Genomic DNA, 16,290 nt, shown 5'->3' on the forward strand with positions numbered 1-16,290 from the left:
GCATGCGCAAACCGGATAAAGATCGCGAAAGCTTAGACCTTGATCCAAGCCCCGTTGCGCTTCGACGACTGCACGCAGGCATCGACGAACACCATGCCCTTCATGCCATCGTCGATTGTCGGATAGATGACGGCCGGATCGACCGCCACGCCCTTGCGCTTGGCAAAGATGGCACGGGCGGCTTCGGTGTAGATATTGGCAAAGCCCTCGAGGTAGCCTTCCGGATGCCCCGACGGGATGCGGGAAACACGGGCGGCGGCCGGGCCGGAGCCAGCACCGTTGCGGGTGATCAGGCGTTTCGGTTCGCCAAATGGCGTGTACCAGAGATAGTTCGGGTCCTTCTGGGTCCATTCGAGGCCGCCCTTGGTGCCATAGACGCGGACCATCAGGCCGTTCTCGTGGCCAGGGGCAACCTGGCTGCACCAGAGCATCCCCTTGGCGCGCTGGCCGTTCTTTTCCTTGAAGCGCATCATCACATGGGCATTGTCATCCAGCGCCCGGCCTTCGACGAAGCTATCGAGATCGGCGGCAAGCTCTTCCAGTTCGAGACTGGAAACGAAGGCACCGAGATTATAGGCATGGGTGCCGATATCGCCGGTGGAGCCGCCGGCACCCGACTTCGACGGATCAGTGCGCCATGCGGCCTGCTTCTGGCCGGATTGTTCGATATTCTCGGTCAGCCAATCCTGGGGATATTCCATCTGCACCAGACGGACGGCGCCGATATCGCCATTCTCAATCATCTCGCGGGCCTGACGGACCATCGGATAACCGGTGTAATTGTGCGTCAGCACGAACAGCGCATCGCTTTCGTCGGCCAGCTTCTTCAGTTTTCTTGCATCCGCCAGTGTCGACGTCAGCGGCTTGTCGCAGATCACATGGATGCCACGCTTGAGGAATTCGCGGGCCGCCTCGTAATGCACATGGTTCGGCGTGACGATGGCAACGGCCTCGATACCGTTCTTCAGCTTGGCCTCGCGGATCGCCATTTCCTTGAAATCGGAATAGCTGCGCAAGGGATCAAGACCCAATTCTGCGCCAGAGGCTTTCGCCTTTTCCGGGGTCGATGACAGCGCGCCGGCGACCAGTTCGAAATGATCGTCAAGCCGCGCGGCCATGCGGTGGACCGCGCCAATAAAAGCCCCCGAACCGCCGCCGACCATACCGAGACGGATGCGTTTTTCGCGAACCTCTGTGGTTCCTTCGATTGCCATTGTGTTCTCCCTTGGATTTTGAGTGTGCGGAGAGTTCCACCTCCCCCTCGAGGGGGGAGGTCGCAGCGAAGCTGCGGGTGGGGGTGACGCTTGTAGGTCGCGGAAATCACCCCACCCCGGCGCTATGCGCCGACCCTCCCCCTCAAGGGGAGGGTATAAATTCAAAGCCCTAGCATGCGACGGTTGGCCGCGTCGTCCGTTCCACCGCCGGCGAAGTCGTCGAAAGCTTTTTCGGTGACGCGGATGATGTGGTGCTTGACGAATTCAGCGCCTTCGCGGGCACCGTCTTCCGGATGCTTCAGCGCGCATTCCCATTCGACCACGGCCCAGCCGTCGAAATCATGGGCTGTCAGCTTCGAGAACACCGCACCGAAATCGACCTGGCCGTCACCCGGCGAGCGGAAGCGCCCGGCCCGGTTTACCCAGCCCTGATAGCCGCCATAGACGCCCTGACGACCGGTCGGATTGAACTCGGCATCCTTGACGTGGAACATCTTGATGCGCTCGTGGTAGATATCGATATTGTCGAGATAATCCAGGCACTGAAGAATATAGTGCGAGGGATCGTAGAGCATGTTGGCGCGGGGATGGTTGCCGACACGCTCGAGGAACATCTCGAAGGTGATCCCGTCATGCAGATCCTCGCCCGGATGGATTTCATAGGCGATATCGACGCCGCAGTCTTCGGCGTGGTTGAGGATCGGCGTCCAGCGGCGGGCCAGTTCGTCAAAAGCGGTTTCCACCAGACCGGCCGGACGCTGCGGCCACGGATACATGAACGGCCAGGCCAGCGCGCCGGAGAAGGTCGCATGCGCCTTGATGCCGAGATGCTTCGACGCCGTCAGCGCCATCTTGACCTGTTCGACGGCCCATTCCTGGCGAGCCTTCGGATTGCCGCGCACTTCCGGCGCTGCAAAACCATCAAAGGCTTCATCATAGACCGGATTGACCGCGACCAGCTGACCCTGAAGATGGGTCGAAAGCTCAGTCACCTCGATGCCGTTTTCACGCGCCTTGCCGGCAAACTCGTCGCAATAATCCTTCGACGAGGCTGCCTTTTTCAGGTCGATCAGCTGGCTGGCCCAGGTTGGAACCTGAACGCCGATATAGCCGCAATCGGCGGCCCATTTGGTGATCGAATCCCATGAATTGAAGGGGGCGGCATCACCCGCAAATTGTCCGAGGAAGAGCGCGGGGCCCTTGATGGTCTTCATGTCAGATTCCTCCCTGATTATCGACCGTAAACGTTTCCGAAGTGTTTTAACACGCCGTTCGTCGCGGGCAAGGCGCCTCTTACCGACAACGGCCAGCTGGTGGAGACAGCCAGAATTCCAGTGCGCCGGAACCTAATCACGGACTTCGCACGGCGGCAAGAGGTACGTGCCGCAAAAACCGAAAACGAAGACAGGGATGATTTCAGGCCATAAAAATGGGCGCCCGTTTTCGCAGGCGCCCGGTAGCGAGTGGAACCGATCAGAACGGTGAATCGGGGAAGTAGAAGTCCTTGGCATTGTCCTTGGTGACGAGCGTTGCGTCGATCGTGTAGACGCCGCGAACCGGAACCTGCCCGTAGAAGTTGGCAACGGTCATTTCGAGCGCGGTACCCACCATTGCCGGCGGATAGAGCACGTCGACCGGGATCATCTTGTCGCCGTCCATGACCTTCTTGATCATGTCCTTCGAACCGGCACCGGCTACGACATACTGGATGTCGGTGCGCTTGGCCTGTTCGATGGCCTGCAGTACGCCAACAGCCATGTCGTCGTCCTGGCACCATACGACGTCGATCTTCGGGTACTTGGTCAGGTAGTCCTGCATGACCTTGAAGGCGTCGTCGCGGTTCCAGTTGCCGAACTGGCGGTCGAGAATTTTGACGTTGGAACCTTCGATACCCTTGTCGAAGCCGTCCTGGCGCTGCTGGTCGATCGGGATCGGCAGGCCGCGGATGATGACGACTTCAGCGTCCGGCGTGGTTGCCTTGATGTATTCACCGGCGGTCTGGCCAAGCGCCGGGTTGTTGCCGGCAACGTAGAGGTCGCGAACGGTGTTGTCGTTAACCGACGGTGCGCGGTCGACGATGGCAACGAACGTGCCCTTGCTCTTGACTTCCTTGATGGCGTTGACCAGTGGATCCGGGTCGGACGGCAGGATGACCAGTGCGTCGATGCCCTGGGTCTCAAGGTCCTGCACGGCATTGGCCTGGCTTGCCGGATCCGGCGACGTCTTAACGATGACGTTGAGGCCCGGATGCCGTGCCATCAAGAGCTTGGCGACACGCTCGGCATGGAACACCACGCCCGAGGTCCAGCCATGGTCGGCGGCCGGGATCGAAACGCCGATCGTAACCTTCTTTTCTTCCGCGTGGGCCACACCGGTCAGCGCCATCATGGCGACGGCTGCAGCGCCCAATAATCCTTTACGCATGTTTCTCTCTCCCTAGTGATGCGGGTCTTGCAGTCTTTGAGACCGGGCGACCCCCTGAACCCGGTACTTCACGATTTCCGTACCAGCGAGCGCTGGACGAGCATCGCAACAATGATGATCGTGCCCTGGATGGCGCCGATCAGATATTCGCTGATGAAATTGGAAAGCAGCATGATATTGCCGACAAGTTCCAGGATGAAGGCGCCGCAGATCGTGCCCCAGACGCGGCCGGCGCCACCTTTGAGCGCCGTTCCGCCGACAACGACGGCAGTGATCGCCTGGAGTTCCCACAGGATGCCGGTGGTTGCCGAGGTTGAGCCAAGGCGCGGCACATAAAGCAGAACCGCGATCGCCACGCACAGGCCCTGGATGACGAAGGCGATCGTGCGAACCCGGTTGACCGGAATGCCGGAATAGCGGGCAACATCGGCGTTCGAGCCAACGGCAACAACGTGCCTTCCGTACCGAGTACGATAGAGAATGAAGGCCGCCACGCAGGTCACCGCCAGGATCACCGCAATCGGTACCGGAACGCCAAGGATCGAGCCGAAATAGGCAGGGCGGTAGATTTCCTGCAACGCCGGGTCCTTCAACGTGATCGCCCCGCCCTGCGACAGCCATGTCGTCAGGCCACGGTAGATGCCCATGGTGCCGAGCGTTGCAATGAACGGCTCGATCCGGCCAACCGTCGTGATCAGGCCGTTTGCCAGGCCGCACAGCGAGCCCGCGACGACGGCAAACAGTACGGCGGCTGTCAGCATCAGGGCCGGATCGGCAATGACGCCGGAGTTCATGAACAGGATCATCAGGCTGGCGACGAAAGCGACCATGGCGCCGACGGACAGATCAAGATCGCCGGAGGAAATAACGAAGGTCGCGCCAATCGCAATGATGGCGATGAAAGCGCTGCGGGTTGCGACATTGGCGAGGTTGTTCAATCCGATGAAATTCGGATTGACGAGTGCCCCGAGGATGAGAAGCAGTATCAAAGCCGCAAACGGTGCGACGGCCCGAAGGTCGATATCCCGCCAGTTCCGGCGCCGCACGTCCCGGGTTTCCTCATTCACGCTCGTGTCCACTCCAACCTCCCGTCCCATTATCCCTGGGGTTTGTTTTTCAGTGCGCCGCTTGTGCCTGCATAGTTCAGGCTGCGGCCTTTTTCTTCAATCCGGCCGCATAGCGCATGATCTCCTGTTCGGAGATTTCATCGCCCTCCAGCATGCCGACAATCCGCCCTTCCCGCATCACCGCGACGCGGGTGCAAAGGCCGATCACCTCCGGCATTTCGGAGGAGACGACGATGATGGAGCGTCCGTCACGCGCCAGTGCCGAGATGAAATGATAGATTTGCTGCTTGGTGCCGACATCGATGCCGCGGGTGGGCTCGTCGATGATGATGATCTCCGGCTCGGTTTCCATCACCTTGGCAAGCAACAGCTTCTGCTGGTTGCCGCCCGACATGCGGCCGGCCACGACATTGCCATCGCGTACCCGGATATCGAAGCGGCGGCGGGCGCGCTCCAGCGCCTGTGCCTCGCTGGCGGGGCTGAGATAACCGAGCTTGCCATGATTTTCGAGGGACTGCAGCGTCAGGTTGGCGGTCATGCGTGAATTGAGCAGAAGCCCCTTCGACTTGCGATCCTTGGTCATATAGGCAAGGCCCTGCCGATTGGCGGCATGCACATCGCCTGACGGAACCGTCTCGCCACGAATGATCACTTCGCCAGAAGCGCGCGACCTCAAGCCCGCAATCGCCTCCATCAACTCAGTGCGCCCCGACCCGATCATCCCGGAAAACCCGAGGATTTCGCCCTTGCGCACTTCGAAAGTCGCGTCCTTGACGTAGCCGGTCGACAGCGCATCGACGCTGAGCACGATCTCTTCATCGACATTCGGTTCGCGCTTAGCCGGATAGAGCTTCGACAGCTCGCGACCGACCATCAGCTGGGCAATCGATTCCCCGTCGAGGATCGATGTCGGCGAAGTCTTGATCCACTGGCCGTCGCGAAGCACCGTTACCCGGTCGGTCAGCTCCATGACTTCATCGAGTTTGTGCGAGACGAAGACAAAGCTTGTGCCCTGGTCGCGCAGCTTGCGCACCTGCTTGAACAGAAAGTTGGTTTCTTCACGGGAGAGAACAGCGGTTGGCTCATCCATGAAGACGACGCGGGCATCGCGGCTGATCGCCTTGGCGATCTCGACCATCTGCTTGTCGGCAATCGACAGCGAACTGATCATTGCATTTTCATCGACATGCGAACCGAGCAGGTCGAGAACACGCCGCGTTTCACCCCGCATGAACTTGCGATCAAGCACACCGAAGCGGGTTATTTCGCGACCGAGAAACAGACTCTCGGTGACGGTCAGATGTTCGGCGAGATTGAATTCCTGGTGAATGATGACAATGCCGAGCGCTTCGGCAGCACCGTTCGGCGGCAGCTTGACTGCGTGCCCATCGAGGATGATTTCGCCGGATGTCGGCTGCTCAAAACCGGACAGGATCTTGACGAGTGTGGATTTTCCCGCGCCGTTTTCACCCATCAGAGCATGGATTTCGCCAGCACGGAGATCGAAGTCGACGCCGAACAGGACCTGCACGCCGTTGAACGACTTGCTGATGCGCCGTGCGGACAGCACGACCGCGCCGTCATCGGCGCCGCTGGTCTGCGAACTCATGTAATCCTCCCTGCGGCTCCCATCCGCTTTCAAGCTATGTAAACCTTTACATAGGCTATGTAAAGGTTTACATCAGGGCATAACTGAGAAATTCTTCGCGCAGGCTTTGACCTCCGGGTAAGTCTGTGTAGTGTCCCGCCGAGACTAAAACCAAGGCAGAGCGCAGTGTCGAATTCCACGCCGGCAACCATTGAAGACGTCGCCCGGATCGCGGAAGTGTCGATCGCGACCGTGTCGCGCGCCATCCATATGCCAGAGAAAGTCGCCAATTCGACGCGGCTCAAGGTCAGCCAGGCGATTGCCATCACCGGCTACACCACCAATGCCATGGCGCGCAGCCTCAGGCTCGGCCGCTCCAACATGATTCTGGTGGTCGCACCCGATATTGGCGACCCGAATTTTTCCAACATTCTCGTCGGCCTGGAGAACGAGGCGCGCTCGCATGGCTACGGCGTGCTGATCGGCCATACGCAGAACGATGCCCAGCGCGGGCTGGAATATCTGAAATTCCTCAATTCCAATCAAGCCGCCGGATTGATCCTGTTCACCGGCATCCTGCCGTTCGGCCATCAATCGATGACCGCAAGACTGCCCCCCTGCGTCGGCGTCTTCGAACCGGTCTTCAATGGCGGCATTCCCTATGTCGGCGTCGACGATACCGAAGGCGCCCGCAAGGTGATCGACCTGCTGATCGCCGAGGGCCATCGCAAGATCGCCTTCATCGGCGATTCCCGCACCCGGCTTGCCTATAGCCGGCGCCGGATGGGCTATGAGGCCGGGCTGGACGCGGCCCATGTCGGCGCCGATCAGCGTATTGTCTTTGAAGGTGATGGCACAATCGAAAGCGGACGGCTGGCGGTCGAGCAGCTGTTCATGCGCGATACGCTGCCGACGGCCTTCATGTGCGTCAACGACCAGACGGCAATTGGCGTGATGATCGGCCTTGGTGCGCGCGGCTACGATATTCCGCGTGATTTTTCCGTGACGGGTTTCGACGATGTGCCGCAGGCAAGCTTCATGTCGCCGGCGCTGACCACCATCCGCCAGCCACGAACCGCGATCGGCAAACATGCGATGGCGCTGCTACTGGATCTTTTGTCCGACGGCCAGCCGCCGGAAACGGAAATCCTGCTCCGCCCCGATCTGGTGGTCCGCAACTCTGTCGCGGCCCCATCGCTCAAATGGACGAAGCGCTGAGCCTTTCGGCCTGACGCTTCGCTATCTGTTTCCGCTTAGGCGTAGCGGCGTTCGTTGCGCTGACGAACAAGCGCTGGCGCACGCCGTCCACCTGACACTGTGAACTGATCGGCAAGAGCCTTCAAAGTCGTGCTGACACGCATCAGATTATGGGTCGCAGCGTGGGTCTGTTCGACCATCGCGGCATTCTGCTGGGTCATGTGATCCATGCCGGTGACGGCTGTATTGATCTCGGTAATGCCGATTGCCTGTTCACGCGCCGAGCCGGCAATGGCATCGATATGGCCGTTGATATGGGTGACCTGCTCACCGATGGTCCGCAGCGCATCGCCAGTCTGATTGACCAGCGAAACGCCCCTCAGCACGTCCTCGAACGATTTGTCGATCAACCCCTTGATTTCCTTGGCGGCATCGGCGGATTTCTGCGCCAGTTCACGCACTTCCTGGGCGACCACGGCAAAGCCCTTGCCGGCATCACCGGCACGCGCGGCTTCCACCCCGGCATTCAGGGCAAGAAGATTGGTCTGGAACGAAATCTGATCGATGACGCTGATAATCTGGGTGATACGGCGGGAGGATTCCTCGATCGCGCTCATGGCACTGACGGCCTGCTCGACCACTTCGCCGGATTTATGCGCTTCCTCGGTGGCATGCCCGACAACGCGGCGGGCTTCCTCGGTTCGCAGGGCCGCTTCCTTGGAAATTGTGGTGATTTCCTCGAGTGCTGCTGCAGTCTGTTCAAGCGAGGCGGCCTGCTGTTCGGTACGGCGAGCCATGTCATCGACCGCCGTCACAAGTTCACCGGCATTGCCGGACGTTTCGTCGGCAGCCAGAACGATGGAGCTCAACGCGGTGTCGAGCGTGCCGAGAGCCGAGTTGAAGTTTGTTTTCAGGCCATCGAACTGCGGCGCCAAGGCTGCGCCAAGCTTGGCGGTCAGGTCGCCATTGGCAAGCCCGGTCAGCGAACGGTCGAGCGCCGACAGGGCTTCGTCCTGCTGTACCGAGAGTGTTTTCCGCTCGGCATCCCCGATGGCCCGCTGTTCCTGCAGCGCATCCAGATAGACCGAGATGGCATAGTCCATATCGACGAACGCCGCCTTCATGATGGCGGTCACCTCGAGGGTGATATCCTTGGCCTTCTTCTTGTAGAGGAAGCCTTCAAGGTGCTTTTCGACAACTGCCTTGATGATCGATTCCATGATCAGCGCGTAGCCGCCGATATACCAGCGCGGCTCCAGCCCAAGGCGTGCATGCGTCTTGCCGATCGCCGTTACCGCCTCGACATATTTATCATCGAACTCGCCGGAGGCGATCTGGTCCCAATGCCGAACCTGCCGTGTCTTGGCGCTTTTGACATGCGCATCGCTGGCAAAGAATTTTGCTGTTTCCGGAACCGCCGTCGCCTTGGCGTAGAACTTGTCGAGCGCGCCATCAAGAGAAGCTGAAATGGTCGGCCTTGCCCGCACGAGGGCAGCACGCTCTTCGCCAACAAGCCCGACGAAATCGAGGCGTTCATTCAAGTGTTTGGTCGTGGAAATGGGCGCAGACATGCTGAGGCATCCTAAATCGAAACGGGGAAAGGCATGCGCGCTGCGCGATCGGCATCATGCCGGCAGATGGTTCAAAGCGTGCGTTCAGAACTAGGTCCGCATAGTTAAGAATGTCTTGCGGATAAGGCAGATGGCGTAGCGAAATCTATCGATAAAATACTGTTTTTCCGTCGCTTTTCTCAAACTTGCGACAAACTGACCGAACTTTCCTGAAGCTTCAACGTCGCCATATTTCACAAAAAGGGGCACCACCGGTGCCCCTTGATTGACAATCGCCCTGCTGAGCAAAGCCGCTTAGACGTAGCGGTTGACGACGTTTTCCAGCAGTTCCTGCTTACCCGATCTCGGCTGCGGGTTGAGGTCGGTCTTTTCGACAAAGGCTGCGATCTCTTCCAGCGACATGCTGGTCAAGCGCTTCTGGCCCTCGGCCGACTGCCAACCGGCGTAGCGCGCGTCGAGCGGGCCGGACAGTGCCTTGTCCTCGACCATCTTGGCCGCGGCGCGCAGGCCCCGGGCGCAGCAATCCATGCCGCCGATATGGCCGATCAAGAGGTCTGCCGGATCGATCGACTGGCGGCGCAGCTTCGAATCGAAGTTGGTGCCGCCGGTCTTGAAACCGCCGCCCGACAGAACCTGATAATAGGCCAGCGCCATTTCCGGAACGTTGTTGGGGAACTGGTCGGTATCCCAGCCGGACTGGTAATCGTTGCGGTTCATGTCGATCGAGCCGAAGATACCGAACGCATTGGCCAGCGCCAGTTCGTGCTCGAACGAATGGCCGGCCAAGATAGCATGGCCCTGCTCGATGTTGACCTTGACCTCGTTTTCAAGGCCATAGGTCTTGAGGAAGCCGTAGACCGTCGCGACGTCGTAATCGTACTGATGCTTGGTCGGCTCCTGTGGCTTCGGCTCGATCAGGATGGCGCCCTTGAAGCCAATCTTGTGCTTGTACTCGACGACCATGTTGACGAACCGGCCGAGCTGGTCGAGTTCCTGCTTCACATTGGTATTGAGCAAGGTCTCATAGCCCTCGCGGCCGCCCCACAGGACGTAGTTCTCGCCGCCGAGCTTCAGCGTCGCATCGAGGCAAGTCTTTACGGTTGCCGCAGCAAAGGCAAAGACGTCCGGGTCCGGATTAGTCGCGGCACCCGACATGTAGCGACGGTGGGAAAACAGGTTGGCCGTACCCCAGAGCAGCTTGACGCCGGTATCGGACTGCTTTTTGGCAAAGTAATCGACGATTTCGTTGAGGTTCCTGGTGTTCTCGGCAAAATTCTTGCCTTCCGGGCGCACGTCCGCGTCGTGGAAGCAATAGAAGGGTGTGCCGAGCAGCGTGAAGAACTCGAAGGCGACATCGGCCTTCAACTTGGCAGCCTGCATGCTGTCTTCGAACCACGGGCGCTCGAACGTCTGACCACCGAAGGGGTCGCCGCCCGGCCAGACGAAGGTGTGCCAATAGGCAACCGCAAAACGCAGGTGATCTTCCATCCGCTTGCCCATGACGATTTCATCGGGGTTGTAATGACGGAAGGCCAGCGGATTGGTGCTGTCGGGGCCTTCATATTTGATCTTGGCGATATCGCCGAAAAAACCTGTGCTCATGGGTGTTTCCTCTTGGTGTTCGAAATGCTGATTGAAATCAGTAGGCGGCCCGGATCGCCGGATAGAGGCGGCGATACCGTTGATAGGCATCGGCATAAGCGCCGTGCAAAGCTGCATCAGGCTCGATGGTTTCAGCTGTTGCCGGGGCGGTGAAGACGGTGAGCGGATCGGCCTTTGTTGCGGCAACGAGACCCAGGCGGGCGGCGCCGAATGCAGCGCCAAAGTCGCCATCGGCAGGCACATCAACCGGCAGGTTGAGCGCCGTCGCGATCGACTTCAGCCAGTAGCGCGAGCGTGAGCCGCCGCCGATGGCCGTCACGCGGGAAAGCGTGGTGCCGGCAACGCGCAGGGCCTCAAGGCTATCACGAAGCGCGAAGGACACGCCTTCAAGCACGGCTTGAGTCAGAACCACGCGGCTGCTTTCATGGGCAAGCCCGGCAAAGACACCGCGGATGGCAGCGTCATTATAGGGCGTGCGTTCGCCCGAGAGATACGGCAGGAAAGTGACGCCGGACGGTGCGTTGAGGCTGTCGCCAAGCTCAGCGGTGAGGTCTGCAGCGCTTTTGCCGGTGATCTCCGAATGCCAGTTGAGCGCATCGGTGGCTGACAGGATGACGCCCATCTGGTGCCAGGTGTTGGGCAGCGCGTGGCAGAACGCATGCACGGCACTGGCCGGATTGGGCAGGTAGCTGGCATTGGCGGCAAACAGTACGCCGGACGTTCCGAGCGAGACGAAGGCATGACCTTCGCCGACGGTACCCATGCCGCAGGCCGATGCCGCATTGTCCCCTGCCCCACCGGCAACGATGACGCCCGTGCCCATGCCCCACTTGGCGGCGAGATCGGCTTTCAGCGTGCCGCCTTGCTCCGTACCTTCGATCAACGACGGCATATGGCTTTCTGTCAGCCCCGTCGCATCGAGCAGGCTTTCCGACCAGGCGCGCTTGCCGGTATCGAGCCAGGACGTGCCAGCCGAATCCGACATTTCGGAAATATGCTCGCCGGTCAGCCACAGGCGCAGATAATCCTTGGGTAGCAGGACCCAATCGACCTTCTCGAAAATATCGGGTTCGTTTTCCGCCACCCAGGCAAGTTTCGGCGCGGTGAACCCCGGAAAGACGATATTGCCGGTCAGCGCCCGGAACTGCGGATCGGCGTCGAGCGCCAAGGCCTGTTTGTGGCTGCGCGTATCGTTCCAGAGAATGCAGGGACGCAGCACCTTGTCATTGTCATCCAGAAGCGTCGCGCCGTGCATATGACCGGAGAGCCCGATGCCCTTGACGGCCGCCAACTCCTTGGGATGGGCCGCTTTCAGTCCGGCAATTGCTTCTTCCGTCGCGCGGATCCAGTGGGCCGGGTCCTGTTCCGACCAGCCCGGATGCGGCCGCGACACATCCATGGCACCGGATGCGGAGCCGATGACCCGCTGGCCGCCGTCGATCAGCAATGCCTTCACCCCGGACGTGCCGAGGTCGATACCAAGATACATGATGATCTCCCTAGTCTTGCCTGCCCTGTTCGGGCAGTTGGTTGCTGTCCTGCTCGAAGGGCAGGTTATCCTTGAGGAAAATGTCGAGGCGGATACGCTCCTGCGCGCCGATGACGGCAACGCCATCGGCCTTGGCTTTCAGCACGCGAATGGCACTGCGCACCTCATGCCCGGCGTCCTGATTAAGAACCACATCGATCAATCCGCCGTTCAATGCTGCCCGCGTGTGCTGCGTCAACTCATGCGCAATGACACAGACCGGGACTGTATTCTTTCGCCGCTTCAAGGCAGCGATCAGGCCGCGATTACCAGCCCCCAAACTGTAGATACCGGCGATTTCCGGCGATGCCGCAAGCGCTTGACCGACAAGCGTCTCAACCAAGGCAGGATCGTCCTGTCCTTCGATGACAGGCAACAGAACATGCGCGCCGAAATTCTCCGTCATCACGGCGCGAAAGCCGTCGAGACGTTCGCGATGGTCGCGCACCAGCATCGAACCGGCCAGTACCGCCACCGGCCCGGAACGTCCGCCGAGAAAACGCCCCATCAGGCTCGCTGCCGTGCGGCCCGCAGCAATGTTGTCGACGCCGGCGAAATGATCGCGGGCGGAACCGGTGAGATCTGAAACCAGCGTCACGACAGGGATACGCTCGACCGCAAGGCGATCGACGGCGGCCACGACATCGGGGGAATCGATTGCAACGACCGCGACACCGGCCGGAGATGCAGCACGCGCCGCATCCAGCGCCGCAACCAAGGCTTCGGCGTTGAACGCAGGGACAGTGACGATGGCAATGTCGGTACGCTCGACAGCGGAACGGCCAATCGCGGCACGTACCTGAGCCTCAAGACCGCGCATGAAGGAGTTATCGCCGGAGGGCAAAATGAAAACGAAGGGATAGACGCGGCTCTTGGCAAGGTTGGCGGCCGCGACGTCGCGGACATAACCGATACGCTCGATCGCCTGCTCGACCTTTTCACGCGTGACGGTGCGGACCCCGGCGCGCTGGTTCAAAACGCGGTCGACGGTCGCAAGGCTGACCTCTGCCGCAGCGGCAATATCGTGAACTGTCGGGCGCATGTTTCCTCCGGAAAAAAGACTTAGAGGAAAATTTGATGTACGTAAATCAGAAAATTGGCACCGAGTTCAATGGAGCGGGTTTTCGTGCGCTCGCCACCGTTAGGAATCAGGAAAATCGCTTGGTGAAAGCCTTGAGAAAATTCACATTGCCATCTGTTCCCTGCGCCTGCGCAAGGACCACGTCCATATAGTGATTGGTGATATGGACGACGGCAAAACCACCCTTGAAGGTGGCGATTGGCTTGAACAGATCGAGGCCATCCTGGTTGTAGATCATCGGCGTATCGTGTTCGTGGCCGTGGAACAGGCCCACGACGTTGTAACCTTTCAAGGCTGCCAGCAAGGCAGCGCGCTCGTCGTCGCCCCACCAGTGGGCGTGGCCGGAGCCCTCGTCATCGAAGGTCATCTTGGCCGGATCCCATTTTTCCAGCGAGAAAGGATCCCAGCCATAGTGCTGGAACAGGATGACCGGCCGGCCGTCGGCTGCCGAATTGGCAAGATCCTGCTTCAGCCAGTCCAGACCGCTGATCGCACCCTTGTTGGTATCGCCGCCAAAGCGCTGCAACTGCACCAGGTGCAGCCCGCCCCAGTCCCAGGAATAATTGTCGGAATCGATATCGTAATTGGCGACCGCCACCGGCGGCTTGTAGAACACCGTCGGGCGATGATTGAGCTCGACATAATCCCGCAGTTCGCGGCGGTACCAGTCGATATGCGGCAGCACTCCGTCCTGATCGAGATCGTGATTGCCAAGCCCGTTATAGACCGGGAAATGCACCCGGTCCGGACCGGTACCTTCCTGATAGCGGCTGGAGAATTGCAGCAACTGGTGGCCCTCGCCCGGAACCTTCACCTGCCCGCCGCCATCATCGGTCATGTCTCCACCGATAACGAGGCCGAGCGGCTTGGCAATTTTCTGACCGGCTCCAGCAAGCCCAGTCGCTACACCGCCGATCTGCGTTGGCCAGTCAAACTCCGCGATGCGGTTCAGAGCCGCCACATGCCGCAGAAGATTGGCATCGGTCTTGCCCTCCTGGGCGCAATTGGGGCTGAGCACGCCGCCGGAAATGAGGCAGGTGTGAACATCCGCCGTGAACAGAAATGTCGCGTCGATCGGAGGCCACGCCGCCTTTGTGGCCGTCGCGGCAAGCGCCGGACCAACCGATGAGACGACGCCGAGACTGAGAAGATTGGCGAGGAAAGACCGCCGGGGAAGCAGAGGAAACGGATGACCAGTCATGCACAATGCCCTGAAGTTTGCCTTCAGGGCATTGTGGCGGATGAAAGCCGCGGCGTACAGATCGGATATGCAGCGGCCTTAACGGCTAGTGTCCACCACCGCCGGCGCCCGTTGGCACAGGTTGCGGTTTCTGGATCAGGAACGCGCAGAAGACCAGGGCGCCAAACAGCCCGGTGAGGATCAGGAACACATCGATGAACGACATGACCATCGCCTGCTGGGTCACCATCCCCGACAGCTTCTGAATGGCAATGGTTGCGCCGTCGAGACCGTGTGAATTGTACTTGGCGATCATGTTGTTCAGCTGGTCCATGGCTTCAGGGTTACCCCATTGCACATGTTCCTGCAGGCGGGCGTAGTGCTCTTCCTGGCGCTGCGTCAGAATGGTGTTGATCGCGGCCAGACCAACGGCACCACCAAGGTTACGCGTCAGGTTGAACAGGCCGGACGCGCCACGAATACGGGCGGGGGACAACGTCCCGAGCGCGACATTGTTGATCGGCACCATACACATCATCAATCCGAAGCCGCGCAGAATCTGCGGCAGCAGAAGCTCATAGAAATCCCAGTCGGCCGTGAGCGAACTCATCAGCCAGGTACCGGCCGCAAAGCTGCCAAAGCCGATCGCCATCATCACGCGTGGATCGACCTTGGTGGAAAGCCTGCCCGCAATCGGCGCGGTACAGAACATCGCCAGACCCGAGACGAACATCGTCTCGCCGATCATCAGCGAATCGTAGCCGCGAATCCGTCCAAGATAGAGCGGATAGATATAGGTGAGACCGTAGAGCCCGATACCCATGACGAAGGAGAACAGCGAGCCGAAGGCAAAGTTTCTATTGGAGAAGGCCCTTAAATCCACGATCGGAAATTCGACCTTGAACGCCCGGTAAAAGAAGACTGCAGCACCGATCGCCGACGCGACCGCACCGATGAAGATGTATTCGTCGCTGAACCAGTCATTCTTGTTGCCTTCTTCCAGCACATATTCCAGCGCGCCGAGGAAGACCGCCATCGACAACAGGCCCCACCAGTCAAACTTCTTGAAAAGACCCCATTCGGGCTTGTCGAAATCGATGAAATTCCAGGTCACGATGGTGACGATGATGCCCGGAATGATGTTGACGAGGAACAGCCAGTGCCAGGAAAAGGCGTGGCTGAGATAGCCGCCAACGGTCGGGCCGATGGTTGGCGCCAGCGTCGCAACAAGGCCGATGATCGGCGAGACGATGCTACGCTTGGACGGCGGAAAGATCGTGAAGGCGGCTGCAAACACCGACGGGATCATGCCGCCGCCGATAAAACCCTGCAGCACGCGGTAGACGATCATCTGGTCAATATTGGTGGCTGTCGCCGCAAGGGCGCTGGCGATCGTGAAGCCTGCAGCCGACACTGAAAACAGCACACGTGTCGAGACAATGCGGGCCAAAGTGCCGGACAGCGGGATCATGATGACTTCGGCAATCAGATAAGCGGTCTGCACCCAGGCAACTTCATCGGAACCGGCCGACAGGCCGGCCTGGATTTCGGCCAGCGAGGCCGAGACGATCTGAATATCGAGGATCGACATGAACATGCCGAAGACCATCGCGAAAAACGCGATCAGCCGTTTCGGATCCATCTTCTCTTCCGCTTGGGCGGGAAGCGGCATCGTACCCGCTGTTGCAGTGGCAGCCATCGGCATTGCTCCTGGCGTGACCGCGTTCAGACGAACGCGGGAGCCATCATGGTCATGAAAACTGGTGCATCACAGGGTCCCGGCGCCTCGGCCCGGGACATCTTCTCAACCGTTAAAGCCGCGCCGATTGGCGCGGCAT

12 protein-coding genes are annotated in these 16,290 nt (G+C 59.9%); 1 reads left to right on the forward strand and 11 read right to left on the reverse strand.

Features of this window, described 5'->3' with window-relative positions:
• Positions 1 to 32: 32 nt before the first annotated feature.
• From ACQY8Q_RS09090 to ACQY8Q_RS09110, 5 genes are all read right to left on the reverse strand, one after another.
• Positions 33 to 1,214: a Gfo/Idh/MocA family protein gene (locus ACQY8Q_RS09090; RefSeq protein ID WP_428426291.1), complete on the reverse strand. Its 1,182-nt coding sequence runs from the start codon at positions 1,212 to 1,214 to the stop codon at positions 33 to 35.
• A gap of 161 nt (positions 1,215 to 1,375) precedes the next feature.
• Positions 1,376 to 2,428 carry a sugar phosphate isomerase/epimerase family protein gene (locus ACQY8Q_RS09095; protein WP_428426292.1) on the reverse strand — a complete coding sequence of 351 codons (1,053 nt, stop codon included), beginning with the start codon at positions 2,426 to 2,428 and terminating at the stop codon, positions 1,376 to 1,378.
• A gap of 259 nt (positions 2,429 to 2,687) precedes the next feature.
• On the reverse strand, positions 2,688 to 3,638 hold the full coding sequence (locus ACQY8Q_RS09100) for a substrate-binding domain-containing protein (protein WP_428426293.1): 951 nt from the start codon (positions 3,636 to 3,638) through the stop codon (positions 2,688 to 2,690).
• Between the two features lie 68 nt (positions 3,639 to 3,706).
• Positions 3,707 to 4,735 (reverse strand): ABC transporter permease, encoded by a 1,029-nt coding sequence (locus tag ACQY8Q_RS09105; protein WP_060639262.1) that lies wholly within the window; start codon positions 4,733 to 4,735, stop codon positions 3,707 to 3,709.
• A 46-nt stretch (positions 4,736 to 4,781) separates the two neighbouring features.
• Positions 4,782 to 6,314 (reverse strand): sugar ABC transporter ATP-binding protein, encoded by a 1,533-nt coding sequence (locus ACQY8Q_RS09110; RefSeq protein ID WP_428426294.1) that lies wholly within the window; start codon positions 6,312 to 6,314, stop codon positions 4,782 to 4,784.
• Between the two features lie 165 nt (positions 6,315 to 6,479).
• Between ACQY8Q_RS09110 and ACQY8Q_RS09115 the strand changes: the two genes are divergently transcribed.
• The gene (locus ACQY8Q_RS09115; RefSeq protein ID WP_428426295.1) at positions 6,480 to 7,511 is read left to right on the forward strand and encodes a LacI family DNA-binding transcriptional regulator; all 1,032 of its coding nucleotides are present in this window, start codon (positions 6,480 to 6,482) and stop codon (positions 7,509 to 7,511) included.
• 35 nt (positions 7,512 to 7,546) lie between these two features.
• Here the strand turns inward: ACQY8Q_RS09115 and ACQY8Q_RS09120 are convergent, their stop codons facing one another.
• The 6 genes from ACQY8Q_RS09120 to ACQY8Q_RS09145 all read right to left on the reverse strand — a co-directional run bounded on the left by ACQY8Q_RS09120 (position 7,547) and on the right by ACQY8Q_RS09145 (position 16,157).
• A complete protein-coding gene (locus ACQY8Q_RS09120) occupies positions 7,547 to 9,061 on the reverse strand; it encodes a methyl-accepting chemotaxis protein (RefSeq protein WP_428426296.1) in 1,515 nt (504 codons plus the stop codon).
• A gap of 294 nt (positions 9,062 to 9,355) precedes the next feature.
• Positions 9,356 to 10,663, reverse strand: a complete 1,308-nt coding sequence (xylA, locus tag ACQY8Q_RS09125; protein ID WP_428426297.1) for a xylose isomerase — start codon at positions 10,661 to 10,663, stop codon at positions 9,356 to 9,358.
• 37 nt (positions 10,664 to 10,700) lie between these two features.
• Positions 10,701 to 12,152, reverse strand: coding sequence for a xylulokinase (gene xylB / locus ACQY8Q_RS09130; protein ID WP_428426298.1), 1,452 nt, complete (start codon positions 12,150 to 12,152; stop codon positions 10,701 to 10,703).
• 10 nt (positions 12,153 to 12,162) lie between these two features.
• Positions 12,163 to 13,233, reverse strand: a complete 1,071-nt coding sequence (locus tag ACQY8Q_RS09135; RefSeq protein WP_428426299.1) for a LacI family DNA-binding transcriptional regulator — start codon at positions 13,231 to 13,233, stop codon at positions 12,163 to 12,165.
• 106 nt (positions 13,234 to 13,339) lie between these two features.
• Positions 13,340 to 14,473 (reverse strand): metallophosphoesterase, encoded by a 1,134-nt coding sequence (locus ACQY8Q_RS09140; RefSeq protein WP_428426300.1) that lies wholly within the window; start codon positions 14,471 to 14,473, stop codon positions 13,340 to 13,342.
• Positions 14,474 to 14,558: 85 nt separating this feature from the next.
• A complete protein-coding gene (locus ACQY8Q_RS09145) occupies positions 14,559 to 16,157 on the reverse strand; it encodes a DHA2 family efflux MFS transporter permease subunit (RefSeq protein ID WP_428426301.1) in 1,599 nt (532 codons plus the stop codon).
• Positions 16,158 to 16,290 lie beyond the last annotated feature (133 nt).

Source organism: Pararhizobium sp. (assembly GCF_965279435.1).
In the GTDB taxonomy this organism is placed as follows: Bacteria; Pseudomonadota; Alphaproteobacteria; order Rhizobiales; family Rhizobiaceae; genus Pararhizobium.

Bases quoted from the DNA above. Each gene is read 5' to 3' on its own strand.
- ACQY8Q_RS09090 (WP_428426291.1), bottom strand. From the start codon at position 1,214: ATGGCAATCGAAGGAACCACAGAGGTTCGCGAAAAACGCATCCGTCTC.
- ACQY8Q_RS09095 (WP_428426292.1), bottom strand. From the start codon at position 2,428: ATGAAGACCATCAAGGGCCCCGCGCTCTTCCTCGGACAATTTGCGGGT.
- ACQY8Q_RS09100 (WP_428426293.1), bottom strand. From the start codon at position 3,638: ATGCGTAAAGGATTATTGGGCGCTGCAGCCGTCGCCATGATGGCGCTG.
- ACQY8Q_RS09105 (WP_060639262.1), bottom strand. From the start codon at position 4,735: ATGGGACGGGAGGTTGGAGTGGACACGAGCGTGAATGAGGAAACCCGG.
- ACQY8Q_RS09110 (WP_428426294.1), bottom strand. From the start codon at position 6,314: ATGAGTTCGCAGACCAGCGGCGCCGATGACGGCGCGGTCGTGCTGTCC.
- ACQY8Q_RS09120 (WP_428426296.1), bottom strand. From the start codon at position 9,061: ATGTCTGCGCCCATTTCCACGACCAAACACTTGAATGAACGCCTCGAT.
- xylA (WP_428426297.1), bottom strand. From the start codon at position 10,663: ATGAGCACAGGTTTTTTCGGCGATATCGCCAAGATCAAATATGAAGGC.
- xylB (WP_428426298.1), bottom strand. From the start codon at position 12,152: ATGTATCTTGGTATCGACCTCGGCACGTCCGGGGTGAAGGCATTGCTG.
- ACQY8Q_RS09135 (WP_428426299.1), bottom strand. From the start codon at position 13,233: ATGCGCCCGACAGTTCACGATATTGCCGCTGCGGCAGAGGTCAGCCTT.
- ACQY8Q_RS09140 (WP_428426300.1), bottom strand. From the start codon at position 14,473: ATGACTGGTCATCCGTTTCCTCTGCTTCCCCGGCGGTCTTTCCTCGCC.
- ACQY8Q_RS09145 (WP_428426301.1), bottom strand. From the start codon at position 16,157: ATGCCGATGGCTGCCACTGCAACAGCGGGTACGATGCCGCTTCCCGCC.